The 26,853-nt window shown below is 31.9% G+C and carries 32 protein-coding genes and 1 pseudogene; 6 read left to right on the top strand and 27 right to left on the bottom strand.

Translation table 11 applies throughout. The features are described from left to right. Nucleotides 1-169 precede the first annotated feature (169 nt). Nucleotides 170-979: an aminoglycoside N(3)-acetyltransferase gene (locus tag CP370_RS06920; protein ID WP_087713007.1), complete on the top strand. Its 810-nt coding sequence runs from the start codon at nt 170-172 to the stop codon at nt 977-979. 41 nt (nt 980-1,020) lie between these two features. Here the strand turns inward: CP370_RS06920 and rbsU are convergent, their stop codons facing one another. Together rbsU and rbsD are read right to left on the bottom strand one after the other, a co-directional pair. Continuing rightward, entirely contained in the window at nt 1,021-1,911 is an 891-nt protein-coding gene (gene rbsU / locus CP370_RS06915) for a ribose/proton symporter RbsU (protein WP_011162042.1), read from the bottom strand. Between the two features lie 75 nt (nt 1,912-1,986). Further along, nucleotides 1,987-2,382 carry a D-ribose pyranase gene (gene rbsD / locus CP370_RS06910; protein WP_034525105.1) on the bottom strand — a complete coding sequence of 132 codons (396 nt, stop codon included), beginning with the start codon at nt 2,380-2,382 and terminating at the stop codon, nt 1,987-1,989. A gap of 443 nt (nt 2,383-2,825) precedes the next feature. On the opposite strand from rbsD, the gene CP370_RS06905 reads away from it, so the two are divergent. Next, complete coding sequence (locus tag CP370_RS06905) at nt 2,826-3,677, top strand: bifunctional methylenetetrahydrofolate dehydrogenase/methenyltetrahydrofolate cyclohydrolase (RefSeq protein ID WP_087713008.1); 852 nt, start codon at nt 2,826-2,828, stop codon at nt 3,675-3,677. Between the two features lie 112 nt (nt 3,678-3,789). Here CP370_RS06905 and CP370_RS06900 read toward each other — a convergent pair whose 3' ends face one another. From CP370_RS06900 to CP370_RS06790, 21 genes and pseudogenes are all read right to left on the bottom strand, one after another. Continuing rightward, a complete protein-coding gene (locus CP370_RS06900) occupies nt 3,790-4,386 on the bottom strand; it encodes a histidine phosphatase family protein (RefSeq protein WP_087713009.1) in 597 nt (198 codons plus the stop codon). Continuing rightward, nucleotides 4,386-4,778 (bottom strand): ASCH domain-containing protein, encoded by a 393-nt coding sequence (locus tag CP370_RS06895; RefSeq protein WP_232457452.1) that lies wholly within the window; start codon nt 4,776-4,778, stop codon nt 4,386-4,388. Before CP370_RS06895 ends, CP370_RS06900 begins: the two co-directional genes overlap by 1 nt. Nucleotides 4,779-4,827: 49 nt before the next feature. After that, nucleotides 4,828-5,601, bottom strand: coding sequence for a nucleoside phosphorylase (locus CP370_RS06890; RefSeq protein WP_087713010.1), 774 nt, complete (start codon nt 5,599-5,601; stop codon nt 4,828-4,830). A gap of 37 nt (nt 5,602-5,638) precedes the next feature. Then, nucleotides 5,639-6,124: a YbaK/EbsC family protein gene (locus CP370_RS06885; protein WP_087713011.1), complete on the bottom strand. Its 486-nt coding sequence runs from the start codon at nt 6,122-6,124 to the stop codon at nt 5,639-5,641. 43 nt (nt 6,125-6,167) lie between these two features. After that, nucleotides 6,168-6,950, bottom strand: coding sequence for a nucleoside phosphorylase (locus CP370_RS06880; RefSeq protein WP_087713012.1), 783 nt, complete (start codon nt 6,948-6,950; stop codon nt 6,168-6,170). An 11-nt stretch (nt 6,951-6,961) separates the two neighbouring features. Beyond that, nucleotides 6,962-7,723, bottom strand: a complete 762-nt coding sequence (locus tag CP370_RS06875) for a nucleoside phosphorylase (protein WP_087713013.1) — start codon at nt 7,721-7,723, stop codon at nt 6,962-6,964. An 8-nt stretch (nt 7,724-7,731) separates the two neighbouring features. Continuing rightward, nucleotides 7,732-8,196 (bottom strand): NUDIX hydrolase, encoded by a 465-nt coding sequence (locus CP370_RS06870; RefSeq protein WP_087713014.1) that lies wholly within the window; start codon nt 8,194-8,196, stop codon nt 7,732-7,734. Between the two features lie 9 nt (nt 8,197-8,205). After that, nucleotides 8,206-9,018 (bottom strand): phosphotransferase, encoded by an 813-nt coding sequence (locus CP370_RS06865; protein ID WP_087713015.1) that lies wholly within the window; start codon nt 9,016-9,018, stop codon nt 8,206-8,208. Further along, a complete protein-coding gene (locus CP370_RS06860) occupies nt 9,002-9,508 on the bottom strand; it encodes a kinase (RefSeq protein WP_087713016.1) in 507 nt (168 codons plus the stop codon). The genes CP370_RS06865 and CP370_RS06860 overlap by 17 nt, the downstream gene beginning before the upstream one ends. 736 nt (nt 9,509-10,244) lie before the next feature. After that, the gene (locus CP370_RS10030; RefSeq protein WP_233186312.1) at nt 10,245-10,388 is read right to left on the bottom strand and encodes a hypothetical protein; all 144 of its coding nucleotides are present in this window, start codon (nt 10,386-10,388) and stop codon (nt 10,245-10,247) included. Between the two features lie 147 nt (nt 10,389-10,535). Continuing rightward, nucleotides 10,536-11,024 (bottom strand): GNAT family N-acetyltransferase, encoded by a 489-nt coding sequence (locus tag CP370_RS06840; protein ID WP_087713017.1) that lies wholly within the window; start codon nt 11,022-11,024, stop codon nt 10,536-10,538. Next, nucleotides 11,006-11,563, bottom strand: a complete 558-nt coding sequence (locus CP370_RS06835) for a GNAT family N-acetyltransferase (protein WP_012846121.1) — start codon at nt 11,561-11,563, stop codon at nt 11,006-11,008. The genes CP370_RS06840 and CP370_RS06835 overlap by 19 nt, the downstream gene beginning before the upstream one ends. Before the next feature lie 149 nt (nt 11,564-11,712). Then, nucleotides 11,713-12,457, bottom strand: a pseudogene (locus CP370_RS06830) (alpha/beta hydrolase family protein). 51 nt (nt 12,458-12,508) lie between these two features. Continuing rightward, a complete protein-coding gene (locus tag CP370_RS06825) occupies nt 12,509-14,716 on the bottom strand; it encodes a phospholipase D family protein (RefSeq protein ID WP_087713018.1) in 2,208 nt (735 codons plus the stop codon). Nucleotides 14,717-14,855: 139 nt separating this feature from the next. Next, nucleotides 14,856-15,149 (bottom strand): hypothetical protein, encoded by a 294-nt coding sequence (locus tag CP370_RS06820; RefSeq protein WP_087713019.1) that lies wholly within the window; start codon nt 15,147-15,149, stop codon nt 14,856-14,858. A 101-nt stretch (nt 15,150-15,250) separates the two neighbouring features. Then, nucleotides 15,251-16,042, bottom strand: coding sequence for a tyrosine-protein phosphatase (locus CP370_RS06815; RefSeq protein WP_087713020.1), 792 nt, complete (start codon nt 16,040-16,042; stop codon nt 15,251-15,253). After that, the gene (locus CP370_RS06810; protein WP_087713021.1) at nt 16,039-16,401 is read right to left on the bottom strand and encodes a DUF6176 family protein; all 363 of its coding nucleotides are present in this window, start codon (nt 16,399-16,401) and stop codon (nt 16,039-16,041) included. Before CP370_RS06810 ends, CP370_RS06815 begins: the two co-directional genes overlap by 4 nt. A 3-nt stretch (nt 16,402-16,404) precedes the next feature. Next, on the bottom strand, nt 16,405-16,701 hold the full coding sequence (locus CP370_RS06805; RefSeq protein WP_087713022.1) for a MazG-like family protein: 297 nt from the start codon (nt 16,699-16,701) through the stop codon (nt 16,405-16,407). A gap of 7 nt (nt 16,702-16,708) precedes the next feature. Next, complete coding sequence (locus CP370_RS06800; RefSeq protein WP_087713023.1) at nt 16,709-17,518, bottom strand: DUF2785 domain-containing protein; 810 nt, start codon at nt 17,516-17,518, stop codon at nt 16,709-16,711. A 17-nt stretch (nt 17,519-17,535) separates the two neighbouring features. Continuing rightward, nucleotides 17,536-17,997, bottom strand: a complete 462-nt coding sequence (locus CP370_RS06795; protein ID WP_087713453.1) for an HIT family protein — start codon at nt 17,995-17,997, stop codon at nt 17,536-17,538. Nucleotides 17,998-18,016: 19 nt separating this feature from the next. Then, nucleotides 18,017-18,412 (bottom strand): GNAT family N-acetyltransferase, encoded by a 396-nt coding sequence (locus CP370_RS06790; protein ID WP_087713454.1) that lies wholly within the window; start codon nt 18,410-18,412, stop codon nt 18,017-18,019. A 152-nt stretch (nt 18,413-18,564) separates the two neighbouring features. On the opposite strand from CP370_RS06790, the gene CP370_RS06785 reads away from it, so the two are divergent. Together CP370_RS06785 and CP370_RS06780 are read left to right on the top strand one after the other, a co-directional pair. Beyond that, nucleotides 18,565-19,026, top strand: a complete 462-nt coding sequence (locus CP370_RS06785; RefSeq protein ID WP_087713024.1) for a hypothetical protein — start codon at nt 18,565-18,567, stop codon at nt 19,024-19,026. Continuing rightward, nucleotides 19,010-19,555, top strand: a complete 546-nt coding sequence (locus CP370_RS06780) for a GNAT family N-acetyltransferase (RefSeq protein ID WP_087713025.1) — start codon at nt 19,010-19,012, stop codon at nt 19,553-19,555. Before CP370_RS06785 ends, CP370_RS06780 begins: the two co-directional genes overlap by 17 nt. A gap of 291 nt (nt 19,556-19,846) precedes the next feature. On the opposite strand, the gene CP370_RS06775 is transcribed toward CP370_RS06780, so the two are convergent. Further along, nucleotides 19,847-20,182 carry a hypothetical protein gene (locus CP370_RS06775; RefSeq protein ID WP_087713026.1) on the bottom strand — a complete coding sequence of 112 codons (336 nt, stop codon included), beginning with the start codon at nt 20,180-20,182 and terminating at the stop codon, nt 19,847-19,849. 172 nt (nt 20,183-20,354) lie between these two features. Here CP370_RS06775 and CP370_RS06770 point away from each other — a divergent pair, with 172 nt between their 5' ends. After that, a complete protein-coding gene (locus tag CP370_RS06770; RefSeq protein WP_087713027.1) occupies nt 20,355-21,932 on the top strand; it encodes an ABC transporter ATP-binding protein in 1,578 nt (525 codons plus the stop codon). A 63-nt stretch (nt 21,933-21,995) separates the two neighbouring features. Here CP370_RS06770 and CP370_RS06765 read toward each other — a convergent pair whose 3' ends face one another. Further along, nucleotides 21,996-22,439 (bottom strand): nitroreductase family protein, encoded by a 444-nt coding sequence (locus CP370_RS06765; protein ID WP_087713028.1) that lies wholly within the window; start codon nt 22,437-22,439, stop codon nt 21,996-21,998. 96 nt (nt 22,440-22,535) lie between these two features. Here CP370_RS06765 and CP370_RS06760 point away from each other — a divergent pair, with 96 nt between their 5' ends. After that, nucleotides 22,536-23,288, top strand: coding sequence for a GNAT family acetyltransferase (locus CP370_RS06760; RefSeq protein ID WP_223661366.1), 753 nt, complete (start codon nt 22,536-22,538; stop codon nt 23,286-23,288). A 79-nt stretch (nt 23,289-23,367) separates the two neighbouring features. Here the strand turns inward: CP370_RS06760 and CP370_RS06755 are convergent, their stop codons facing one another. Together CP370_RS06755 and CP370_RS06750 are read right to left on the bottom strand one after the other, a co-directional pair. Beyond that, entirely contained in the window at nt 23,368-24,951 is a 1,584-nt protein-coding gene (locus CP370_RS06755) for an ABC transporter ATP-binding protein (RefSeq protein ID WP_087713029.1), read from the bottom strand. A gap of 2 nt (nt 24,952-24,953) precedes the next feature. Next, nucleotides 24,954-26,543: an ABC transporter ATP-binding protein gene (locus CP370_RS06750; protein WP_087713030.1), complete on the bottom strand. Its 1,590-nt coding sequence runs from the start codon at nt 26,541-26,543 to the stop codon at nt 24,954-24,956. Nucleotides 26,544-26,853: the final 310 nt, after the last annotated feature.

Raw genomic sequence — 26,853 nt, 5'->3', positions numbered from 1 at the left:
TAAAGAAATAAATTTAAGGAATCATTCATCCTTACACAAACTATTTTACAGTCTCGGAGTTTTATAATGAGTAATAAAAAAGTAAAAATTAATAATGCTGAAATAAAAACAAGAGTAGTTTTCTATCGTCCAAGTCAATGATTAATTTTAATTTAGAAAAGAGATTTTTATGGCGCAAGATTTGATTACTACGGTTACAACAAAAAATGATTTCAAACAGGCATTTACCCGTGCTCATCTTAATGCCTCCGACACAGTTATTGTCCATACATCATTAAGCAAGTTCTACTATGTTCCAGCTGGTCCTGAAACTGTCATCCTAGCACTTAAGGAGACAATAAGTAAAGGAACAATTATGATGCCTTCAGAAGTTTCGACAAATTGTGATCCAGCAAGCTGGGGGTATCCTCCAGTTCGCTCTGATCTAATGGAAACGATTAGAGATAATATGCCACCCTATGATCCAATAACCTCAGCTACTGAGGGACTCGGAATAACACCTGAATATTTCAGAACTCTGCCTGATGTAGTTAGAAGTAACCATCCCTATCTACCGATCGCAATTTGGGGTAAAAATAAAATTCAAATAGCCAAAGAACAACCATTAAATCTTCCATACGGCATTAATAGTCCTTTAGATTATTTATACAAAAATAATGGTAAAATAGTTTTTCTAGGAACAGACTATGAAACTTGTACTGCACTTCACTATGCCGAATCGACAATTAATCGACCAACCGAAACATGGTCAGCTGCTACCGGATTCGATGAACAAGGTAAGACTACTTGGACTGATTATCAAAATGTTGATCTAGATTCTTATGATGATTTTAATGAGCTCGGATTAGCTTTCGAGAAACAATATCCCGAGTGCTTTAACCAGGTGAGCTTGAACAATAGTTTTATCAAGGTAATCGAAATGAGACCTTTAATTGATTTTGCTAGAGATTGGTTTAAAAAGAAAGATAATAATATATAACAAAAAAGTAGGAATAAATCCTACTTTTTTTGTTATATTCGTTATACGATCACGGTCATTGTAGCAGCTCCGATAATGATGGCTAAGCCAATTAAAGTAACTACCATTTCTTTCTTAGTCTTCTTTTCATGCAAAAACCAGATTCCAGTTAGAGTTGCTAATACTACAGATGTTTGTGACAAAATAAATCCAGTTGCTAAACCATTCATATTTGGTTGAGCTGAAATTAAATATGTCAATGCAGCAAATGCAAAGAAAAATCCAGAGATAATTTGTTTGTAAGAAACCCCTTGAGCTAAAGCGCTTCTTTGACTTGGTTCTTTAACTTTTAAGTAAACTGCATAACAAATAGCAACTAAGCACATTCCAATAGCTTGTGGTAAAAATGCTTTGGATCCATCAATTTTAGCAGCTTGAGGGGCTGCAGAATATGCCCAATATCCAATTTCACCAACTAATAAAATGATTACGGCTTTTCTTAACTTAGCACTGTTTTCATCAGTTTTATGTTCACTCCAGGTTGTCATCCAAGCACCTAAAATGATCAGAGCTAATGCAAGAAAACCTACTAACTTATCACTCGTACTTGGCCAATCTCCTAAAGCAAATACTCCCCATAAAGAAGTACCTAACAACTGAAAGGCAGTTGTAATTGGCATTGCGCGTGATGATCCAACCAAAGTAAAAGAATGAAAAGTAAGAATCTGCGCACTAGCCCAGCCTATTCCGGAGATAATTGACCAAATCAAAGCAGCCCCGCTAGGCAACGCTATTCCTTGAACTAAGTTATAGACTAAAGCAAAGATAAAAGTACCAAATGTAGTACCAATAATTTGATTTACTGGTTTACCGCCAATTTTTGAGGCAATTGTCGGAAACAAGCCCCATCCAAGTAATGGCCCTAAACCAATTAATAAAGCTATCCCATTCATACACTAAACTTTCCTTAAAATATAAAAGTAATTGTAGTTTACATACGCAATTACTTTTATAGCTAAATATTTACTTTAAAAAACTACTCCACTTTCCAAAATTACATTAGAATATGGAGTTTCTTCACCAGTTCTAATAAATGCTTTAGAAGACTTTAAGTCCTTCTTTAGTTCTGAATGAGGAATAAATTCAATCTCAACATTCGGAACTGCCTTCTTAATAGCTTCTAATTGCTTTGGATTTTCAGTTTTAATTTCCTCTGCAATATACATTTTTTGAACTTCTAATTCTTTCAAGACTTCTTCTAGAACATCAATAAATGATGGCAAGCCTGGACGCACAGATAAATCAATCTTTTCAGTCTCAGCTGGAACTGGAGTACCAGCATCCCCAACTCCTAGCCAATCCATGTGGCCCATGTCCGCAATTACTCTTGAAATATTAGAATTCATTACGCCAGTTTTTTTCATAGTCATTAATCCTTTTCTTAAAACACATTTACTAACATTCTAATATATATTTTTAAGATTAGCACTTTTAAAGCAGCTAATATATTAAATTTGATTTTGAAATAAAAACAGTAAAAAGAAAAAAGAGAAGATAGTTGCAGATAGTAATGAGGTTAACCCTCCCGGTTAGATTTATGGCCAACTCTGGGGGGAATTTCAGTTAATTATCAGCTTTTTTGTTATTTGGTTCCTTATTTTAACTCTGATATCATCTTTACCAACCTGATTCCTATTATACCGAATTATCTATTTCCTTCTAAGTCCATCTAGAAAAATGTTATTATGGTAGTTGTTTATTTTAATTGATGGATTGAAACAATATGTTATTGATTTATTACAGGAACTTTTGAATACGAATTCCCTGCTTTAAAGTAGTATTTTTTCTGAAAGGGGCGCTTTTATTAGTGACAAATATTATTAATGGACGTCAAATTGCCAAACAACTTAATCAAGAAACCAAAACCAGAGTTGATAAATTAAAAGAAGAAGGGATAATTCCAGGAATTGCGGTTATTCTTGTAGGAGATAATCCGGCTAGTGTAATTTATACGCGTAATAAACAGAGAACTGCCGAAAAGTTGGGAATGAAATCTATCTTGAAAAAATTTCCAAAAGATGTCAGTCAAGCCGAAGTTTTACAAGCAATTCATCACTACAATGACGATCCAACTATTCATGCAATTTTAATTCAGCTTCCTTTACCTAAGCATCTCAATCAAACCGAACTAATTGAAGCAATTTCTCCTGAAAAAGATGTTGACGGTTTTGATTCAAAAAATGTTGGTAAACTTTATAACAATGAGGATGGACACTATCCTGTTTCTTGTACCGCGCGCGGAATTATGACTTTGCTTCATTCTTATTTAGATAGAATTGAAGGAAAAAACGTAACAATCATTGGACGCAGCATTTTAGTAAGTCGCCCTCTGCAATCGCTTCTCATCAATGAAAATGCGACAGTAACAATGGTAAGCCTACATACAGATAATATTGATTATTACACTAAACATGCTGATATTTTAGTTGTAGCGGCTGGCACACCTAATTTGATTAAAAAAGATCAGGTTAAACCAGGTGCAACTGTGATTGATGTAGGAATTAATCGGATGGCAAATCATCACTTAGTCGGGGATGTCGATTTTAATAGTGTCAAAGAAGTAGCTAAAAATATTACCCCAGTTCCTGGTGGAGTAGGTCCAATGACTATCGCAACTTTAATGCAGCAAACCGTAGATTTAGCTGAATGGAATAAATAGAAAAAGGTATTAAGTAGTATCAAAATAACTACTTAATACCTTTTTTTGTCTATTATTTTCTCTACCTTTTCAAAAACTTTCCATATAAATGCTCTAAGAATATCCTAGCTGATTATTTTTTGAGATAGGGACAATAATTAGAACGATCTATTCGGTAATCTTTATTTTCAATTGTCCACTCATGCAAACATGCATCCCCAGTCCCAAATTTAATCTTGGCATCTATTGGTAACTTTAATAATGCATGATATAGTTGGGTAATTGTTCCACCATGAGTAACAATTACAATGGTATTATCTGATAAATTTTGACTTAATATCTCTGATAAAACACTCTCTACTCGCATTCTAAATTCGAGTTTACTTTCTTGCTTGTACAATGCTTTGTGGATAGGAACTTCAACCGCAGGATATTTTTGATAAGCTTTCTCATATGGTAAGCCAGCCCGGAGACCATTATTGAATTCTTTCAAATTATCTCTTCCAATAGCTGAAAGGCCAGTTAATTCTTCACGATAATGTGCAGTTTCACGAGCTCTTTTTAATGTACTAGTGTAAATTTTATCTATATTATAGTGATCAACAATCCATTTACTAGTTTTTAAAGCTTGCTTATTTCCACGTTCAGTTAAATTGAAATCGGCCCATCCTTCACATACTTTTAAAACATCTGCTTCACTTTCACCATGTCTAACAATTAGTAATTTCATTACTCTATCTTTTCAAAAACTTCACATACCATTGGTGCCTGAGGATAAAACGCTTTACCTGCTTCTCGATATTCCCAATCAAAAAAATCATCATGGGCTCGACGCCAATATTCATAACTTCGATCACCCTCACCTTCATGGTAGGCGTGCTCTTTAGAAATCAAATCATAAGGAACAATTTCCACCACCTTATCTTGAATAACACAAACAGGTTCCTCTTTACTATTCAAAACAATATTCCACTCACCTGCTTGAGGTGTTTTTTCATTTTTATCATAAAGTTCATAGGTAGATGTAGTAGCTGTTTTTATGCCTCGATTTACCAACTCAGCTAATTCATCTGCCTGCTGTGTCGTTGCACCAAAAGCCCATGCATCTACAGGAGTATTCAGATTTAAATTATGTTTTTGACAAAAATCTTACCAAAATTGTTGTACTTGTTTATTCATCTTTACCTAATTTTGTTAAAACTTTAGATCCAATCTCTAACCCCGCACTGTGAGATTCATACCCCCAGTCACGTTCATCATAGTTTTCTATATCAGCCAAAGTATCAGCAGTAAATAAAATTTGAGCGAAATACACTTTTCTGAATTGCGCACAAGCTGCCAAAGATGCACATTCCATTTCAACAGTTGCTGCACCTAACTGACGAAAATGTGCAACTTTCTTGGGCGTTTCTCTGAAGAAGACATCAGTTGTCCAAGTAGTAATTTCATCATACTTAAGATTTAAAGTAGCTAAGGCATCTTCTACCTGCTTTAAGAAATTCTGATTCAAATCGATAAATTGACCTGGCTCCATATAATGAAAAGATGTTCCTTCCTCACGAATTGCACGTTTGACTAGTAACATCTCATTTTCTGGTAAATCAGTTAACGCGCCCGCATTACCAACAGTTAAAACTTGGTTCACACCATAACTAATCAACCAATCAAGTAATTGGACCGAAGCTGGTCCTCCAAGCGGTGCCTGACATAAAGTAAAGTATTCACCATTTAATTCAACTTCATAAATCTTGGGATTAAAAGAAACTGACTCAAATTCACCTATAGTGCGGTGAAGATGCCGATCTAAAAATGCATCAATTTCATTCTTAGGAACAAAGGCATAAAGCAAGCGTGAATGAAAATGAAATGGTTCTTGATCATGATCTGGTTCAATTACTGCATGGTGATTTGGATCAAAATCTAAAATAAATGGTTGTTCTTTCATAGGCTTCTCCTACTTCCTTAAAATTTTAACTACAAGATTACAAATCTAATATTCTAATTCTATAGTCTTTTTTATCAAAAAATGAAATTAAATCGTCTATTTTTAAAACTACAGTCGCTGTATTATCATTGGGATGGACTCCGATATAATTATCGTTCAAAAGCTTCCGTTGAATATCTACTTCAACGTCTTTATCCTGATTATTCAGTAACGCAAAGGGCGATACGGAACCGGGAGTTAGGTCTAACTTTTCTTTGAGTTCGTTACTTGAAGCCATGCTTACCCGGGAAGTTTGTGCTATATCTCTAAACTTTTTAAAATCTAAGCGATCATTTTCGCTAATCAGCAACAAATAATAATGTTTTTTATTAGCGGTATGCAAGAATAAATTCTTAACTCTGCTAAACTCATAATCTGTAATATACTTATCTGCTTCCTCGGCCGTATAAACTGGTGGATGATTAATAACTTGATATTTAATTTTATTTACATCGAGACTTTGCAAAATTTCTTCTTTATTCATTACGTCATCTTTCTTATTTATGCAAACTTTACAGATGGAATTTTTATTTAAAATTGTTCAATTTACTTAACACTTGACTACCAATTTCTAATCCAACTCCATATGACTTCCGTCCCCAACCACGGCGCTCGTAATTTTCCATTTTTGCTAATGAATCTCCAGTAAACAAAATTTGAGCAAAATCTACTTTTCTAAATTGTGCACATGCTGCTAAAGCTGCACACTCCATTTCGACAGTATCGGCTCCTAATTGACGAAATTGAGCAACTTTCTTTGGCGTTTCTCTGAAGAAACCATCTGTAGTCCAGGTGATTATTTCATTGTATTTATAGCCTAATTCTGAAATTACTCTTTCAACTTGAGACAAGTATGCAGGTTCTAGTTCTACAAACTGACTAGGTTTTAAGTAATAAAATGACGTTCCCTCTCCTCGAATTGCTTTTGTAGGTACAAGCATTGTATTTTCGGGCAAATCATTTAATGCACCAGCATTTCCAACCGCTAAAATTTGTTTAACTCCATAGTTAATTAACCAATCAAGTAACTTTGTGGCCGCAGGCGCTCCTAATGGAGCTTGGCATAAAGTGAAATATTCGTTTTCAATTTTAACCTCATAAATTTTAGGTCTAAACGAAATAGTGCGGAAACTTCCTAGCGTGCGATGAGGATATTGATCTAAAAAAGAATCAATTTCTTCTTTAGGAACAAAGGCGTAAAGTAATTTGGGATGAAAGTGGAACGGTAAGTCTTCAAAATCTGGTTCAAGCACGGCATGATGATTCCCATCAAAATCTAAAATAAATGGTTGTTCTGTCTCTTCTTTCATATCTACTCCTCCTATAATTTTTGTAATATCTCAAAGCAAATTTCTAATCCGCACCGATGTGAATCGGTTCCTCCATCACGTGGATCATAGTCCTCTTCATTAGCTAAAGTATCAGCTGTAAATAAAATTTGCGCAAATTCAACTTTTCTAAATTGTGCACATGCTGCTAGTGCTGAACACTCCATCTCTACTACAGATGCACCTAAGGCACGAAATTGCTTTACTTTTTTCGATGTTTCTCTGAAAAAAGCATCTGTTGTCCATGTCGTCACTTGCTCGTATTTGTAGTCTAGCTCAGTTATTGCCTTTTTTACCTGACTTAAAAATTCGGTGTTCAAATCGACTGTTAGACTATCTTCTAAATAATGGAAAGAAGTTCCTTCATCTCTAATTGCCTTAGTCGGAATAAACATCTCATTTTCTGGTAAATCTATAAGCGTACCAGCATTTCCAAATGCTAAAACTTTTTTAACCCCGTATGCAATTAACCAATCAAGTAATTGTGTGGCTGCTGGCGCTCCTAAAGGAGCTTGGCATAAAGTAAAGTATTCTCCATTCATTTCAATTTCATAAATATCTGGTTGAAAGGAAATGGTATCATACGAACCTAACACTTTATGGGGAACTTGTTCTAAAAAATTATCAATATCTTCTTTAGGAACAAAAGCAAATAATAATTTAGAATGAAATTTAAAGGGTTGCTGTTCATAATCGGGTTCAATAATAGCTTTTGGATCTTTATCTATTTGTAAAATACATCGCTTTTCTTTCATACATACTCCTATTCAAAAAATGGATAATCTCGTTTATAATAATGCTCAATAAAATTTAAGTGCTGCTTATTAAAAATATCTGGTAAATTATCTTTAGAAAAATATTTTAAATCCAATGTTTCTGAATCTGGTTTCTTATTCTTTTTGCCTACTAGCTCTACCAAAAATTCGATCACGACAGCTTGAGCTATATCCCGATTAGGATAATGCTGGATAAAATCTGTCGAAATTCTTAGCAAAGATTTAACTTTCACTTTCAATCCTGTTTCTTCTAAAGATTCACGCACACATGTCTCTTGAGCATATTCTCCAAATTCCATTGCTCCACCTGGCAGACCCCATGACTTAAAATCCGACCTTTTCTGCAATAAGATTTCATCTTGATCGTTGGCTAAAACTCCACCAGCAAAATTTAAAATTAGTGGTTCATGGCCTACCTTTTTACGCGAATTTTTAATGTAATCTTGTTCCATCTATTTCTTCTAAATCGTGTCTAACATTGTCTCTCCAATATGTCTGAAAGCCAGATCCTCAATTTTTTCAGTATAGTTAAAAATGCCAACTGCAGTAGTAAAAATCAAATATTGTTTTGTTAAGTCAGATAAGTGATAATTAGGATTCTTACTTGAATATCCCGCCAGAAATGATTGAATCAATTCTTCATTCAAATCAAAATCTTGGTAAAACAATTTTATAAAATCTTGATATACTGGCCCTAAACGTGCTTTTTCAAAGTCAATAAGTGCTAACTTACTATCACAATATTTATAGTTTCTGATGCCTACATCACCATGCAAGACAAATTTTGAATGTTGAGATAATTCTAACTTAATTTTATTTTCATAAGGTAGAAATTTACTAGTAAGTTTCTTCAATCTTCTTTTGTATGAACTTTCATTAAAAGAATCTATTTCAGCCACGTAATCATCAAACTGTCCATTAACAAGCTTAATTCTTATAAATGGTTTCACCTTTAAATGATATTCTCCTAATACTTGTCCCATCTCAAAAGCTAGATTCGAATCAATCTTTTCTCCTATCTCTTTTGGTGAACAATCTTTTAACACTAAAACAAACGTATTATTAAGCGAAAAACCGCCTAAAACTCGATCATTTAACTGATTTGTAACCATCTTTTCAGTGTAATAGCCTTGCTCTTTTGCAAATTGTTTTACAAAAATCGATTGCCGATATAAATTACTATAGCCAGCAAAAGTGCTGTTAAGTGATTCATGATTAATTTCGTGCAAGTCAGATTTCAACCAACTATTTAATTTATTAATGATTGTTGACATAGCCAATATCCTTCATAATCTTTTCAATTTCTTGCCTTAAAGTTGTTCGACTAGAAAACTTAGTTTCAGAAATAAAATTTATATAATCTTTTTCTTTCCACCACGAATGCATTTGCTTTTCTCCAAAAGAACTAATATTACGCTGCTTATGGCGCATTAGGGTTTCCTCAAAAGAAATATCAAAATAATATGCAAAAATTTCCTCACCAAATAGCTTCTCTGCTTGTCTAAACAAAGGAAGATACCATTCTGCATTCAAAATACCTTCAAGGATCACATAGTCACAATTTCGATAACCGTAATGAAGTAAATCCTCAAATAATGGCAACCCTAACGTGTTTTCTCCGTCCTTAACTCGTAGCATATCTCGTCTAACTGTATCTTGTGAAATCAGTAAAGTATTACGTGGCAGACGTTGATAAATTTCTTTTGCCAGAGTGGTCTTACCACTGCCAGAATTACCTCTGACGATAATTAATTTAGACAAAATAATTACCTCTTTTTCAAATATGAAATTTTACAGCTCTTCCTTCTGCTTTATCAACGGAATTATTAATAAAACAATGCTGAAGTAAGCTGCTGATACAAAAAACATTACTTTTAAATTCCCAGCCCACTTCATAATTGCGTTACTTACAAATAAAGAAAGACTGACTAAAATTTCAGCAATAAATGAAACTGTCGAAAGCATGGTAGACTTGTTGCTTTCTCCATAAATTGCTTCATTACTAGTAGCAGAAAATCTGTCCTGACATCATCCCCATTAATAATTCAATCAATAGAAAAAGACTCAATAATAAATATTTATTTTCTAAAATTCCACTCAAAACAAGCACAGAAATCATGCACAGTGTATTTAATATCGTGATACTTCTTGAACTAGCAAATGTTGATATCCTATTAAATATAAGCGATCCTAAAATAAGTGCACACATAAATAAGGTATAGACAAGCGATAAGTTAAAGCCTAATTTTTCAACGTAGATAATTGACCAATATATTAAAATAAATTGCGTTCCACAATCATATCCAACGTTTAGCAACAACAATATTAAGAGTTCGGCTAAAGAAAAGAATAAAAAGTTTCTAAATAGAATTAGGATTAAAAAACTACTCGCAATAACTATTGAAGATAAAGATAGAACTTTTAGCCTTCCAATTCTATCTGCTAAATATCCTGCTGGTAGCAACCCTAGCATGATACTAATATTTTGAAAGGATTTTATTTAGCTGATATTAGCATTAGGGATGCCATTTTTAGCATAGAATAATGAAAATATTCCTGACATTGATGATCGGAATAGTGTAAACACTGCCGTAAAAGTTAAAAATAAAACTGCAATTTTAAAGTTTACACTTTTTGATTTCATAACCATCAACCCTCTTTATTTTTTATACTGCTACATAAACTTATTCCTATTCAAATTCCGCCTGCCAATATGGATCATGATATGCCTTAAAGCACATTTCTACCTGCTCAGGTGATCCTTTATCTCCCCTCAAATTAGGTAGATCATCTATTTTTCACCACTTAAATCGAGCACTAACACAATTTCTTCTCCATCTTTTTCTCCATTCGGAACAAACCCAGCTTCTTTGTATAATTTTTCTGCCCAGTCGTTTCCAGGTACATAGGACAAATATATTTTTTCACCCTCACCTAGAGGATTTGTTCTTATATAATCAATAAGTTTATTTAGTGCTTTTTTGCCTAATCCTTTTTCTTGGTATCTTTGGTCAATCATAAATCGCCAGATACAATAATTATTACGAGCTACTCTTGGTGCGCCGTCCCAATTGAATACATTAAAGTTAATCATGATAAAACCAACTAATATATCTTTTTCATACACAGCAAAAGTTTCAACTCGTTCATTTTCATTCTGGGTAGCATAAGCTTCTAATAAACTAACTGTATTAGTCGCAATATATGTGTTTTGATTTGCCTTAACTTGAAGATTGACAACATCCCATAAATTTTTGTTTGTTATCTTCTTAAATTCCATACCTGTTCCTCCTGATGTGACTCGTTCTTCAATACAAAGACTTTATGATCATTTTCATCATCTTTCACATACTGAAATCCTGCACGCTGGGCCACATGTTGACTAGCTAAATTATCTTGAGCCGTTCGTAAAATTAAAAATTCTAAATTTAGCTGTTTAAATGCATACTCGACTAAAAACTCAACAGATTTAGTCATAATTCCTAAATGCTGCACATCCCCAGAAAGCCAATAACCTACTTCACCTGATCTTTGATTCAATTCGTGCAAATCAATCATTCCACTAGGGACACCATCAACTAAGATAACTAAATTAAATGCCTTACCACCAACCATTTTTTCTTGAAACATTTTAATCGATGCAGCTTCATCTTTAACAGACTTAATTTTTTCAGCCCACTCTAAATATTTAGAAAATTCAACAAAATTCTTTTGAAGTTGATCAAACAGAGAAGCGGCTTGCCAGACTTCTGGTAAAACTAATTCAATTTTTTTATTTCCAGTTGAAAAATTATGTAAAACAAATGCGATATGTTTCATATACGCAACTCCTCTTCTCTTAACGGTTAAATTACATTAAATTTTACTTAAGTACCTTTAATATTTCAAGAGTAAAATCATAATAATTATTCATAAAAAAATAAGCAGAGATCCACTAACTAATCTCTGCTTATCATAATAATATACTTTTATTTTATTAAAAACTCACTACCTAATTTTAATACTTCAGGTCTATTTTTTCCGTTAAACATGTGACACTCATCTGGAATTAAATGGAGCTCACTTTTAGGCAAAAGTGTAGGGAATTTTCTTGAAGCATTAGGTGATACGACTTTATCTGCTAAACCATGAATCAATAAAACTTCTCTATTATAATGTTTCGTTGTTTGATAAATCGGTAATAATTGGGCCGTTCTAAAGTAAGCTCCTCCTACTTCAAAGCCACTAACATTGACAGTTTCAGGGATATGCGTTGGATCATAAATACTACCCTGACAAACTCCATCTAAAGCATCAGACTTAAGAGTTGCTGCAGGAGCGAGTAAAGCCAATTTTTCAATAACATCTCGATAATATCCAGCCAGCATTGACGCTACTACTCCACCTTGCGAGTGTCCCACTAAATAGATATGTTTTGCCTTAACAGTATTACGAACATAATCTAATATTTTTATCCCATCTAGGATTTCGCTGTAGACAGTCATATCTTCAAATTTACCATCACTTTTTCCGCACCCATCAAAGTCAAAACGAATTGTTGGGAGGCCTTGATCATTGAAGTAGTGAGAGAGCATACAAAATCTTGCTGTCATCATAACCCAAATCACCTTTAAAACCATGCATTAAAATAGCAATCGTATCATTTTCAATCTTATCGGTTCCTTCAAGTAAACCATGTAAGTTTAGACCATCACGTTTAATTGTAGTCTCCATTTTCTTCACCTCAAGTTAATTATAGTTTATAACTTAGGTTCAGCGTAATTGCTAACGATTAAATAGACGAGAAATAAAACCTTTTTTCTTATTTTCTTGCTCTTTTTGTTCAGTTAACTTTTCAACTGCTTCTTGCATCATCTTATTCTGCTCAACTTGAGCTTTAAGTAAAGCAGCCACATTATCTTGCTGCTTTTCATCTTTATGTATTCGTTCATAGTGCTTTCTAATTAATGGCTCACCAATGAACTTATCAAACTTGTCAATATCAAGACGCATTCCATTACCGTATTGCTCAATTGCAATACCGCCTTCTCGTGGGAACATATTAAAGTAATTATCTAGAGTTTGATTAATATTCTCATATCCATTGGCTTTAAAATCATTAAAAATTGCTTTTGAAACATGGAAATACTTATCATCTCCATCAGTAAACGCAATATGTTCATAATGATCATCAAGAATTAACATTTTCCACGTAATACGATTGCGATCAATTTTATAATCGTAGTTAGCTCCTAAAATATTCTTTAAGCGATTATAATAGCCATATTTCTTCAAAAGGTTTCCTAAGATTTCTTTAGTTAAGCTCAAATAATCTTCAATTAGATTTGCCTCTTCTTCACCTGTAAGATGTACTAAATGCTTATTGAGTTCAGAAACTACATAGCGATAAATATGGTCATTATTATCATTAATTAACATATTATAGTTAATTTCTTGTTGATTTGATGGAAGCCATGGAGCTTCAAAGGATAAGTAATATACACGCTTGGTAATTTCTTCAAGATTGTTAATTTCTTTACTACCTGCATTATGGTTCATCGCAAAGATATTAACATTATGAATTCCTTTAATAGTATTAGACCATTGCTTAATTGCATTAAGGGCCACTTTACTATGTAAAAAATTACTATTCAATTCATCGACAATCATCGGAGAAATAAAACGCTGAGAATGCAAATAATTATCTAAAAATCTAACTGCTTTATCGGTTCTAGCACCATTACCATCATTAATTTCAGTGTATTGCAAACTATGGGACTTATCTCCAGTAAATTTCTTAAAATAATCTCGCACTAACAACGTTTTCCCAGTAGTGCCTCGTCCAATTAACACCATCGAAAGAGGAATCTGATCAGCACTTTTTGAAAAATTAGATTTACGATAAATTTCACGAATTTTCCAAATCATTGGAGCAGTCATCAGATAAATAAATGCAGAAAGTGCCTGGTGACTTTCATCTTTTACCTTATTCAATTTAAAGCTTTCAATAATTCTAACAAAAGTACGAACATCATCCTCACTAACTATGTCCGAATTAACTTCAAGCGAATGAAATAAATTAGTGTTTGTATCTTCAACAATAATATTATTATCTTGATAAGCCCAAACTGGTTTAGGATATAGAGTGCTAGCTTTTATTACACGGTTTTGAGATGCATCACTAAAGTCTTGATAGACAATTTTCTTAACTTCTTCACGGACCTTTTCTTCATTTCTTCGTTTATTACCCTTTTCCGTAAAAAGTTGCTTAGCTACTTTTTGAACAGTCTCAGGATGGAGCTCATAAGTTTCTTCTTTTCTAGCAGCATCCTTAGTAATCTTTACAATATCCTCCGGATTTACTTCAACAATATTTTGTTGAACTTTATCTACTACTTCATCTGCAATAATTGCAGTAATTTGCTTTTTAGTTTTACCATATAGATTATTGATAATTTTTCTATCTAAGTATTCAACACTATCTTCTTCGAAATTCTTCTTAAAAAGCTTTTGATGCTCTTCATAGATTTTTAAATCCTGTAAATCATTCTTCTTACCTTCATACATCCAAAGCATTTCATGATTTTGCTTTAAAGCTTTTTTAGTAAGATTCATTGAACCATTGAAAATAATGAAATCAGTATCATTTTCAATAATAAAATATTTACTATGAAAAAGTTCATCCTTAGTGAATCTTAAATTTAAAGTTTGATTTTCAATTCGATCTAAAAAGTCCGAATCCCGACTTAAAGACAATAGCTGCTTTACTTTATTAGAGACATTTAATAATTGATCTAAATTCTTACCAGTTTTCTGATCTTCCATCCCTAAAATTAGATCAATCTGTTTAAAGCGTGGCAAAAGCTCTTTCTCTATTATTTTAAAACTTCCAACAAAACTAACTCCCTTAAAAGAGTCATATCCTTCGACCAACTTAAAGAAATCTGGTTGTTTAAGCATTACATTATTCTTTAAATCATAAATTGTTAGCATATTTATCCCCTTTCTTTTTATTTTCGCACATATGTTCGTATCGCTTACATAGAAATTATATCATAGTTTTTAAAACGAAAAAATAAACTAAGAATACCTTTTCTTAGTTTATTTTTATCTTTAATTATTTTTCCACGAATTAACAAAAAATAGCAACTGTAGTTACAATACCGATTATCATAATTAATCCAAAAGTAGTTAATTTACTGAATTTTCTTGTTAATAAAAGGTAAGCTAATATTATTTGAATCAGCTCTGCACCAATCTGAATTATATTAAGATGGATTCGTATACTAAATATCCAACAAATAGTCACGATCGCAATTATTGCGATACCATACCATTTTAAAGCGATATTTTGAAACCAATCTTGAAAAATAAAATATACGCTGGCTAATAAATAAGGGACAAGCATATGTACTTCTAATTCCATTTATCTTACTCCTTTTGTAAACTCCGTTCTGTCTAATGACTCTTAAGTTAAAACTATGATCTGAAATTATGTATTACTTCATAAAAATGTTTTTCTAAAACTCACTTTTTTTCTAAATAAAGCTCACGTAAACGATCTCTTAATTCAGGTGTCACATCCAACACCTTTTTCAAATATGCATCCATGGTTTGATATTGCTCTTCGATTGTAAGTAATACCGTATCAAAAAAGGAATCAGAAGCAGAACTTAAGATTCGCATATTACTCCTAAAGGTAAGGTTTTCACCTGTATTTTCAAACTTTTTATCACGTTCTGCTCGATAATGGGAAAGAATGGAATTAGATGCTAAGTAATCTTGACGAATTACTTCTAAATCAACACCTAAAATATATAAAACGAATAAAACTACAAAACCCGTACGATCTTTTCCTTCGGTACAATGAAAAATAGTTGCTCCCTTTTCTTTTTCAGCTAAAATACTTAAAACCTGACGAACTGTATTTTGATCATGAGCTTTTACTACATGATCCCTATAGTGGTCACACATCATTTTAAAGGCAGAATGAGGATCATGATGATATAAATCATCTTCTCGTGATAAATCTTGAATCCCACCTAAAGTCCCTTCTTCTTCAGAAAGAGGCAAGGAAATATTTTTAACACCTTCAATTTGCGGATCGGGATGATCTTTTCTTTCACTCTTTGATCGCAAATCAATGATTGTTGTTAAACCGTAATTTTTTAAAAATTGGATATCCTCATCGGACATGCGGATAAGGGTTCCCGTTCTAATCAGCCGGTGTGTTTTTATCTTTCTTCCATCTAATCCTACTATTCCACCCAAATCTCTGGGATTAAGGATACTATTAACTGGCAATAAATTTGTTGTCATGAATTATCCTCATTAATTATCTTCTCTATTTCTGGCGTAATTAAACTTTGCTGAACTTTCATATCTACTGGATGATAGGTTGAATCAATACATTCATCCCAATACTCAATATGTTTCTTATCTATATAGCTTTCTGATTCTTCAACATTCTGACCATTCTCGCCTTGGACAGAATACCAGTAAAAATATGTATATCCATCTTCATTCTTTTCACTAAAGACAGTCTCAACATACATTTTTTCAGCAGCCATTGTTTTAACTGTATCTACGTGATGCTCATTTAAAAAATTCATCCACTCCTGAGCTTTTTCCTCTTTACCTTTCTTAATTCGAAATCTAGTTAATTCAATTTGTGTCATTTTCTATCCTTCAATCTTTTTTCCATCAATGTATTTTCGCCTTTTATTAATTTCCATCTTTTTAAGAATATCTTCACCAAGATCACTTCCTACCATTTCGGAAATTCCTAAAAGAAAAATTGCAACATCTGCCAATTCTTCATTGATGTTCTCCGGATCATCCTTTAGCCACGCGTGAAAAAGTTCATTTACTTCCCCATATAATAGAAGAAGTTCAAACTTAATATCAGTAGTATTAAAATTATGGTTTTTCTTATTTTCAAGGACAGCTTTTTGTAATTTTTTAGTGTCAATAATCATAGATTTTTTACTCCTTCTTGCTAAAATGTTCTTCAATATAGTCCTTTATGCTTACATTTAATAAAGATAAGCTATTTAATTTTACGTAGATATTTTCTAAAAGAGACTTTACATTATTAAATCGATAAAATTCTATCAAATCTGGTGCATAAGGATTAAAATCAAAACTTTTTATCCAACTAATAAAATCCTCATTAGAAATTTTTTGATTTTTAAAAGCTTCTATAAAAACATCTGATAATCTATACTCTTCTCCATCAATAAAGCGTCTATCTACCCTATTTAACATTTTGTAAGTTGATGATAGAAAGAGATGTGCCATTTCAGGATCAAAGTTATCGCTCTTCATTCCATCCGCAATTGCATCAGAACAATGAGCAACTGCATGAAACCAACCATACTTTTTAGAGAATCCCGTAAAATCAGATTCTTTAGACAAATAAACTAGTAAGTTTTTGAACAATTCTTTCTCTTCAGAATCGGTTAAAATTTTGAAGTATTCTGATTCTGAGTCATTATTGACTTTAATGATTAAATCCCAAAATAAACAAGTAAAGGATCTGGTCAGTGTAGGAATTCCTGTTTCATCAATTTTATAAAATAAAGTATTATTTGTTTTGATTTTCTCTATCATAAAATGTGCTTGATCTAATGAAAAATTGTCTTCTAAAAATCCTTTTCCAAGACTATTGCACACTAGAGAATCCCTAATTAAACTGTCCGGATCCCCAATATGATTAAGCATCCAGTTTATTTCCTCATTTGTGTATATAGGCGTAGACTCAGTTAACTTATCTTTCAGTTCTTGTATCTTCATAAGCCTTCTCTGTATTATTATCGATCTATTTTATCTAATTCAATCTTCAACTTTTGCTTTAGTTCTTCAAGCTCTTTATCATTCAATACATTCTCTGCACTGTACATTTTTTCTCGTGGATACCACCATACTGGCCCTTTGCCATGGTAGCCGTATTCTCCTAAATCTCCGCTCACTCTTGGAAACAAATGCCAATGCAAATGAGAATCACCGTTTCCCAGTAATTCGTAATTCATTTTTTCACATTCAAAAGCTTTTGAGACTGCTTCACCGACTAACGACATTTCTTCTAAGAAAGCTTGCCTTTCAGTCGAATCTAACTCATATAGTTCATTTTTATGTTTTTTATAAAGAAAAAGCGTGTAGCCCTTAAAATGTTGATTATCACCTAATACTACATAACCAGTTTTTAACTCTTTCACAAAGAATTTGTTCTGATTATTTTTAATCATTTCAATTCGTTCACAAATTAGACACATAGATTTTTTCATTCCTTGTTTATCTCAATTCCATCGTATCTTGTGAAAAAACGACAGGAAATTCATCTGACCACTTTTCAGTAATGGTATTTGCTCTCTCAAAACCAAATTTCCTGTATAAAGCTTTTGCTCGTTCATTATTAGTAAATACTTCTAATCTAACGGGTCTCTCTAACTCGACTAATGCTTTTTTAATTAACTCAGTCGCAATTCCCTTATTTTGATGAGTTGGATCAACATAAATAAAATTCAAACTACCTGGCCGAAAACCAATAAGTCCAGCTAATATCCCATCCTCAAACGCTACATAAATTTTACAAGACAAAAAATAATCCAAATATGGTGCATCCCGTAATGGTAGAAAAACCTCCTCCAAATTTTCACTCTGAAGTTCTTGTTTTCTTGCTCTATCCATCACTAAGCACAACTTATTAAAGTATTTTGATTGATAAGATTTGATCTCTAGACTCATTTTTAACCTAATTCTATTTACATTAATTATTTTTTTATTTATTATTAATCTACCATAATTTTATATTTTTACAATAATAAACTGGAGATGAGTAAATGAAAAATAAAATAAAGTACATCCTTGCAGCCATTGTTTCAATAGTCGGTATTGGCCTATTAATTTTTGCCTTATATTTACAAATACAAGATCACGCTTCTACTAGGTCTATTATCTGGTCCATAATCGAAATTCTCATTTTGCTCAGCGCTGCTTTTTATTACTTTAGAAGCGCAATAAAAAATACCAGCGATGATAAACATAATGAAGAAGATTCTAAGTTAAAAATAATTGAAACAAATTCAAAAGCAAAATCACTGGACTTTATCAGCAATCTAAGTTTTTGGTGTGGCATGCTATTAATGATCTATGCCTCACATCAATTAAAAGATGACCCTCAATTTTCGTATATACTCTTTGCTATTTCAGGCACTTTAACAATAATTTGGTTAATTACCTTAGTAGCTCAACTTTTTTATATTGTTAAATACGGGAGAAAATTAGATGACACAGAAAAATAAACTATTAACTTTATCTTCCTTTAATTCACAGTATTTAAAACATATTTGGCGAGACGGTTTTCAAGATAAAAATCCTGCATGGACTAAATGGAATGCACCCTATTTTAATGATTATCATGCTTATCCTTCTTTTTCTCAGTTTGAACATAGTCCCATTACTGACTATCTACTAAGCGATTCTTGTAAATGCATCTGTTTAGATGGAAAAGGCATCGGGATGGTTTCAAAAAATTGGATAGATGAAGTAACCCGTTGGCTTGAAATTGGCATAGTTATTTATAATCCCACCTATTGGCACGGTGGAATAGGAAGTCGAGTACTAAAAATATGGATATCTGAAATTTTTGACCAATATCCGGAATTAGAGCATATCGGATTGACTACTTGGAGTGGAAACCCACGAATGATCCATCTTGCTCAAAAACTAGGTTTTAAAAAAGAAGCTCAAATTAGAAAAGTGCGTTTTTATAAAGAAAAATACTATGATTGCATGAAATACGGTATTTTGCGTGATGAATGGATTAATTAAAAAAACAGTGATTTTGTCTTTGCATCGCTGTCTCTGACTTAATTGCTACTGGATCTCACAATCATTCTTATAGAACTTAAAGCGGGCGAAAAATACTCTAAATAAAAACTGATGCATCATTGTTAAATAAACTTTGATACATCAGTTTTTTTTACTTTCTGCAGAATTAACGATTAAAACCGTATTTCTACTTATTTCGTTACTAGTTAACTTCTTTATTGGTACATGATCATCTGTTGATTTTATATGTTTACTTCTTCTACTTCCATAGCCCAATTCTACTCCTTATTATTAATTAATATTATAAATGACTCCTACTAAACTAAATAATGCCACTCCCCAAAATAACCCACCAAGCAAACCTAAAAAGAAAGTTAATGGTGCACTTAATCTCTTGATCATTAATTTATAACTAAAAACAATCATCAATGATTCCGAAATAATTGCTATTTCATTGACATATGATTTCAATCCAACTAAAGGAAAAATCAAAGCTAAGCTTACTGTAAATATTATCGCACCCACGTACCATTTCCATGATATTTTCTTAAATGAGTCTTGAAAGCCCCAAAACAAAAAAGCAAATAAATATGGAATAAATGTATGCATATCTATCCAAGTATTCATCTTTTCACCTATCTCTATTAACAAACTTTTTATTATATTAATAATTTATAATATTTTATGCAATACTATTTGTAATTTTATTTTCATAATTTAATAAAGTATGCTAATATTATTTTTATCAAAGAAGAAACGACTAAATAAGTCACTTTGATGGGGTCTAGAAAGGTATATTATGTCTTTAAAGTTTGCTAACAAAAAGAAGCTAGCACTTTATGCCCTTTTAGCCTGCATAAGTGCTTGTGGTAATGTCGTCATCGCTTATGTCACGAAGATAATGTTGAACAGTGCACAATATCATCGTGGCTCATTAAAGCAATTAGTTCTTATCGCTCTTTTAGGAGCAACTGTTCTAATTGTTATCATGTTTTTAAATTTTGGATATCGTTATTTACGTTTCGATATCATACGGGATATTAATATTAAGCTCAAGGATAAAACTATCACCTACTTAGTAAATCAACAAGCTGATTTGCAAAAAGAAGGTCTTAATTTGATGACTAATGATTTAAAACAAATCGAATCACTCAAAATTGCTAATGAGTTGATGATTATCTCAGAAGCTGCGGCTTTTATCATTTCAATTATTGTTGGTTTATTAAATTCTTGGCTTTTAACAATAATATTTGTTGTTGCAACTATTATTCCTGGTTTTATTCAAAAATTATTCGTTAAAGATATTCAAAATAAAGCTATAGTTTGGGAAGAAAAAAATGCCGAATACACTCAAGCCGTTACCGATGCTATTAATGGTTCGAAAACAGCGATGCTCTATGATGTTGAAATACCGCTTGTTTCTTATGTAATCAAACAAGCAAAACAGATGGAAAATGCATTGCGTTCTTTGAACTATACCCAGGGTGCTATTTCTACTTTAATTATTACAATAGCAGATATTTTCAGCTTTATCGTTCCATTTTTAATTGGCGCCATTCTAATGTTCAATGGCCAAATTGGAGCTGGTACATTAGTCATGATTGTTCAATTATCTAATGACTTTATTAATCCAATTACAATGATTTTTGATCAGATTAACCAAATACGTTCTACTAAACCAATCTGGGACAAAATCGAAAAGGCGCTACACTTAAAAAATACATCCCCTACCTCATCTTTTTTATCTTTCAATCAATTAAAGATTGAAAATTTAACATATATTGTGAATGATAAATCAATTTTAAACGATGTATCCTTTACGCTTGAAAAGAACGAAAAAATATTACTAATGGCTCCAAGTGGTTTTGGTAAAACTACTCTCCTACGCTTGTTAGTAGGGCAGCTTACTCCAAATTCTGGTTCAATCATTATCGATGAACAACATATAGAAGATAACTGGAACAAAGCACATGAATATTTCGGTTATATCAACCAAAAGCCATTTATATTTGATCGGAGTTTACTTTTTAACTTAACTTTAGGTAAAAAATATTCAAAAGATGAATTAATGAATGCGATTCAATTAGCCGGACTGACAGAATTAATTGACAGCAAAGGATTCGACTATCGAGTTGGTCAAAATGGTAATAATCTTTCTGGAGGTCAAATTCAGAGAATTGAGATTGCTCGAGCTATTTTAGCTAAAAGACCAATTTTACTTGCTGATGAAGCAACCAGCGCGTTAGATAATAAACTTTCATTGCAAATTCATAAAACACTTCTAACTAATCCTAACTTTGCAGTAATTGAAGTAGCCCATAAAATTTCTGATCAAGAAAAGAAACTTTTCGATAAAATTATTGATTTAAGTAAATAAAATATAGTAAAAAGGTACAGCCACTATATATAGCGTCACTGTACCTTTTTACTATATTTTCACTTATTTTCTAACCACTTTATAACGATTGCTTCTATCTTCTACTTGCTCTTTATCAGCTGGATAACCAAGTGGCAAGAGCGCGGTAGTTTCATAACCTTCATCCATTCCTAATTCATTTTGGAGTTCAGGAAACTTATTTAGTGCAAATACTCCGCCCATTACATAAACTGATCCTAAACCAAGATCTGCTGCTTCTACCATTACATTCTCAGCTGCTGCAGAAGCATCCCTTTCACCAAATTGACTGTCCTTTTTAGTATTAATCATAAATATTAACGGTGCATTATAACAAGAATTGTTTGTACTATTTTCTATCTTTTTAAGTAGTTCTGGTTTTGTAATGACGCTAAGTTCCATGACATCTGTTTGATGCATGGCACAAGGTGAAGCTTGAAATGCATCAATTAGCTTTTGCCTTGGAATTAAAATTATATTTAAATTCAATAATCCCTAATTTTATATAAAATTATTTAATAAATCTGAGTTTTACGCTATATTTATTTTAATACTTCTTTTGTTTTAGTAAGGATTAAGAATAAAATGACCAATAATATTTTGAAAATCAACTCAAATACTTATCAATTATTTGAAAATAACAAAAGTATCGGCACAATCTCTACTTATACCAACGACTATCATAATCAAAATTGCTATCTTAAATTTAACCTTCTTACGTATCCACTCTCTTCGCCTTTTTCTTTAATCATGCAAGATAAAAAGAAACCACTACAAGTTATGCTTGATTCAACTGAAAAGTATTTAATCGCCTTTTTAACTAAAAATGGCTTTCAATTAAAAAGACGGTGTTTTTCATTAATTGTTAAAAAAGATAATATGAAATTGCTTCCTGAAGAAAAAATAGCTATTCAAAAATTCGATATGCATAATAATAAATATTTAGACTGTTGTGATTTTCTATACCAATATTATAAAAACAGTCATAAAGTTGTGTCACCACTAACTGTCTCAAAAGATCAGTTTATTAAAGAAGTTCCTACTAAAACAGGATATTATCAACTTAATAAAGATTGTCAAATTGAAAATATTATTTTTACCGAAAATAATGAAATTGCTTATATTTGTTCTACGAATTCAAAAACATGTCCTCAGTTTATTCAAAGCGTGCTATTAGATATGTTCAGTTCTTTCGAAAGCATATTTTTTGAAGCAGACGATACTGATTGGGCAGCAATGGACTTACTTAACCAGTTTGATGTAGACGTAACTCAAAGTTTCAATACATATGTTCTAGATACATCCGTTACTAAAAACAAGTTAGACAATGATCTTTAATTAAAAATACATTCCTTTAGGCAGAAAATACTGGCAATCAATATTTATTTTAACGTTGATTACCAGTATTTCTTTATCGTCAATCTTTAACTAGATGAATCTCACGATCAAATAATGCACGCATTTCTTGGTTAAAATTATGTGCTATAAAAATAATCGTCTCTTTACCCTTAACTAAATTCTTTAAAATATTCATGGTTGCTTTTTGATCTATCGCACTAGTTCCTTCATCGATCAAAATTATGTCACTTCCATGTACTTTAGCCCGAGCTAGCACAATTTTTTGCCTCTGACCGCCCGAAATATTTAATTTATCTAGATTTAATTGATGCTCTAATCCTTCATTAAATTTAGAAATATCATTAGCGAAATTAACCTCTTTGATTATAGGCTCTACTTGAGAATCTAATTTTGAATTAAACATAGTAATGTTGTCTTTAATCGTCCCAGGAAAGAGATTTGGGTCTTGTGGAATATACCCAATTTTTGACATATCTGGAACAATTTCTTTTCCATTTTTATCTTTAAAAATAATAGATCCCTGTGTTGGTTTTATTGAACCTAAGATTAATTTAAACAAGGTAGATTTTCCAGCCCCTGAATCTCCAGTTAACAAAATCTTTTCTCCAGATTTTATTTGAATATCAGGAAAACTTAGCTTTTCACCATTTGGAAAAGCTAAAGCTAAATTCTCAGTATAAATTAATGCTGGCTTTTCCTTCTCAACTTTTGAATTGTTTTTTATTAGTGCAGAATCACTACTAATTTGGTCCATTAGTTCTTCAGAAGATTTCATAAAGCTCAATGCCTGGATCATTTGTTGCAAGCCAATGGAAATATTAGCTGCAAAATTTTGTACTGACATAATTGCACCAAAAAGTACTTGTCCTTGAGTGATCATGTATCCAGTCAGAGAAAGAAGAATTAATTGTCCTATTGAGTTACATAATCCATTTATTACAATTAGTTCTTGCTGCGTACCCGTTTGATGAACATGCGCTTTTTCAATACTATTAGCTGCCTGACTCTGAACTTGAAATAGTTTTGTACCAGCAAAATATCTGCGTAATTCTTCAACTCCAGAAAACCATTTTTCTAACGTATCTAAATAATGTTTATTTTGAATAGAAACATTGGTTGTCGCCTTTTCCATCTTTTTCTGAACAAGTTTAGGAATATAGTAAGAGGCAATATCAATTACAATACTTACAATAAAAATTTGCCAGTGAATTGTAAGTAAAGCAACCAATGCAGCAATAAACATGGTTCCATAAAAAGGAACAATAGGGTACCAATCAAAATAATTTTCTCTTACCATCTCAAGATCGTTAGTCATTCGATTTTGAACCGCAGCTATTTTGTGATACTTATTGTCCTTAAAGTAATGGCTAGCAAGATTATTACGAATTTTTTTATTATATTCCTCTTCTTGAATACGAGTAACAAACTGAATGTAATAAATTAACTCTTGCGCTGCTAAATATAAGAGTCCGATAGCAAGACTTGTCCATAACACTCCCATCCAGTTTTTATTCTTGATAAAAGTTAACCAGTACATTTGGACATACCCTGCACCAATTGCGCCCAATCCAGAAATAATGGATAAAAAACTGATATAAATAAATCTAAGGTAGTTTGTCTTGATAAATCCCTTAAAGCTCATCCCTAATCCCCTCCATTTTTCAAACTGATTTTCCGATCGAACATGTTCTCTAGCTCATCATTAAAATTATGAGCAATCATGACAATAGTAGTTTCCTGATCAAGTAAATTTTTCAAAATTTTCTTTGTTGCTTTACTGTCAATTGCACTTGTTCCCTCATCAATAAAGAGCCATTTTGATCCGGCTAAAATTGCTCTTGCCAAAACGATTTTTTGCTTTTGTCCTCCTGATAAATTTCCTTCATCCAAATTAATTTCATGCTTTAAACCATCTTGGATTTTTTTAAGATCATTTTCAAATTCAACTTGTTTAACTATTCTTTTTACTTTCTCATCAAGCTTTGAATTGAACATTGTCATATTATTTTCAATAGTATCAGGAAAAAGAGTATTATCTTGTGCTACATATCCAAGTTCATCCCGATTGAGTTTAATTTCTTTTCCGTTCTTATCTTCAAAAATCACTTTGCCACTAGTTGGTGATAATTTACCTAAGATCAACTTAAATAAAGTCGATTTTCCACTACCACTATCGCCTGTTACTAAAACTTTTTCACCACTTTTTATAGTTAAATCGGGGTAAGAAATAAGTTCACCATTCTTAAATTGATGCTGTAGCCCCTTTATCTGTAATTTAGCTACGTTTTCATCTTGATGCTCATTTTGTAAAGGTGCGCTCGCGCCTTCTAATGAGGTTATCTTTTCATTTAACTTCTTTGATGATTTAATTAAGTTCCATTGCGCAGCTAATAATGCAGTACCATTCATAACTGTCGAACAAAATTGAATTGTTGTAATGACAGCACCAAAGACTATTTGACCATTAAAGTATAAATATGCAGCCAGAATCATCAAGATTATCTGTCCACCTATATTAACAATAGAGGTAGCTAAGTCGGCAATAGCAATAGTTGCACCTTGGTGAATAGCAGCCTTTTTATAATCAGCAGCTGCTTGATTCATGGACTCAGAATAAATTCTAAAACTACTATATCTTCTTAATTCATCTAAGCCATTAATCCAGTTTGAAATTGCTTTTAAAAGTTTTTCATTGCTTTTAGTGACTTCAATCGTCGCATTTGAACTCATATTTTCAAATGCCTTTGGCAACAAAAGTGAGACTAAAGTTAGGATAAGCGTTAATAAAACTAAGCTCCAATTATAAGAAAATAACACTACTATTGAAAAAATAACCATCAGCCCATATAGGAAGGCAGCTTTAATTGGCTTTAAATAGTTTCTAGTTAATTGATCCAAGTTAGCAGCTAAATTATTTTGAACTGACGCCGTATCATCAATTTGCTTCTTAAACAAATATAAGCTGATCTTTTTTCTTATTTTATGTAAATAACTTTGACTTTGTTTACTGTATAAGTAGTCTGAACCCGAACTCAATAATAACCGGCAAATATCATAGAACCTTGATAAAGCAATAAAGATTACAAAGCCTAAAAAATTCAAATTCTTTAAATTATTAAATGCCGGTGTCATCAAATACTGAGAAAGGGTATCTATTACAGCAGCAAGTATTATCATTAAAAAAATTAGAATAAAGCGACCTTTATTTATTCTAAATATTCCGCTTAGCTTCATCCTTAACCTCTCCTTTTAATTTTTTATTTATATTTTAATATTACTGTGCAGATTTTAATTTACAAGCCATTTTTATTAAGTGGTCAAAAAGATAAACTAAGATGCAAAATTATATCGGTAAACTAACCTGCACCGCCGTATATGTACATTTTTCTCAAAGAAACTATAGTAGTATTTTCTATGCTTACATAACTTTATTAATTAAAAGTCATAATTAATACAAGAAAAGTCTTTAAATAATCTTTTATTTTTACTCGTAAATTGCAATAATAAATTGAACACTTAAGCTGCTTGATAGATATGATCCAAT

Source organism: Lactobacillus sp. UMNPBX19, from assembly GCF_002553805.1.
Lineage (GTDB): Bacteria > Bacillota > Bacilli > Lactobacillales > Lactobacillaceae > Lactobacillus.
Note: the sequence above shows the minus strand (reverse complement) of the source record. Positions and strands in the feature narration are given on the sequence as shown.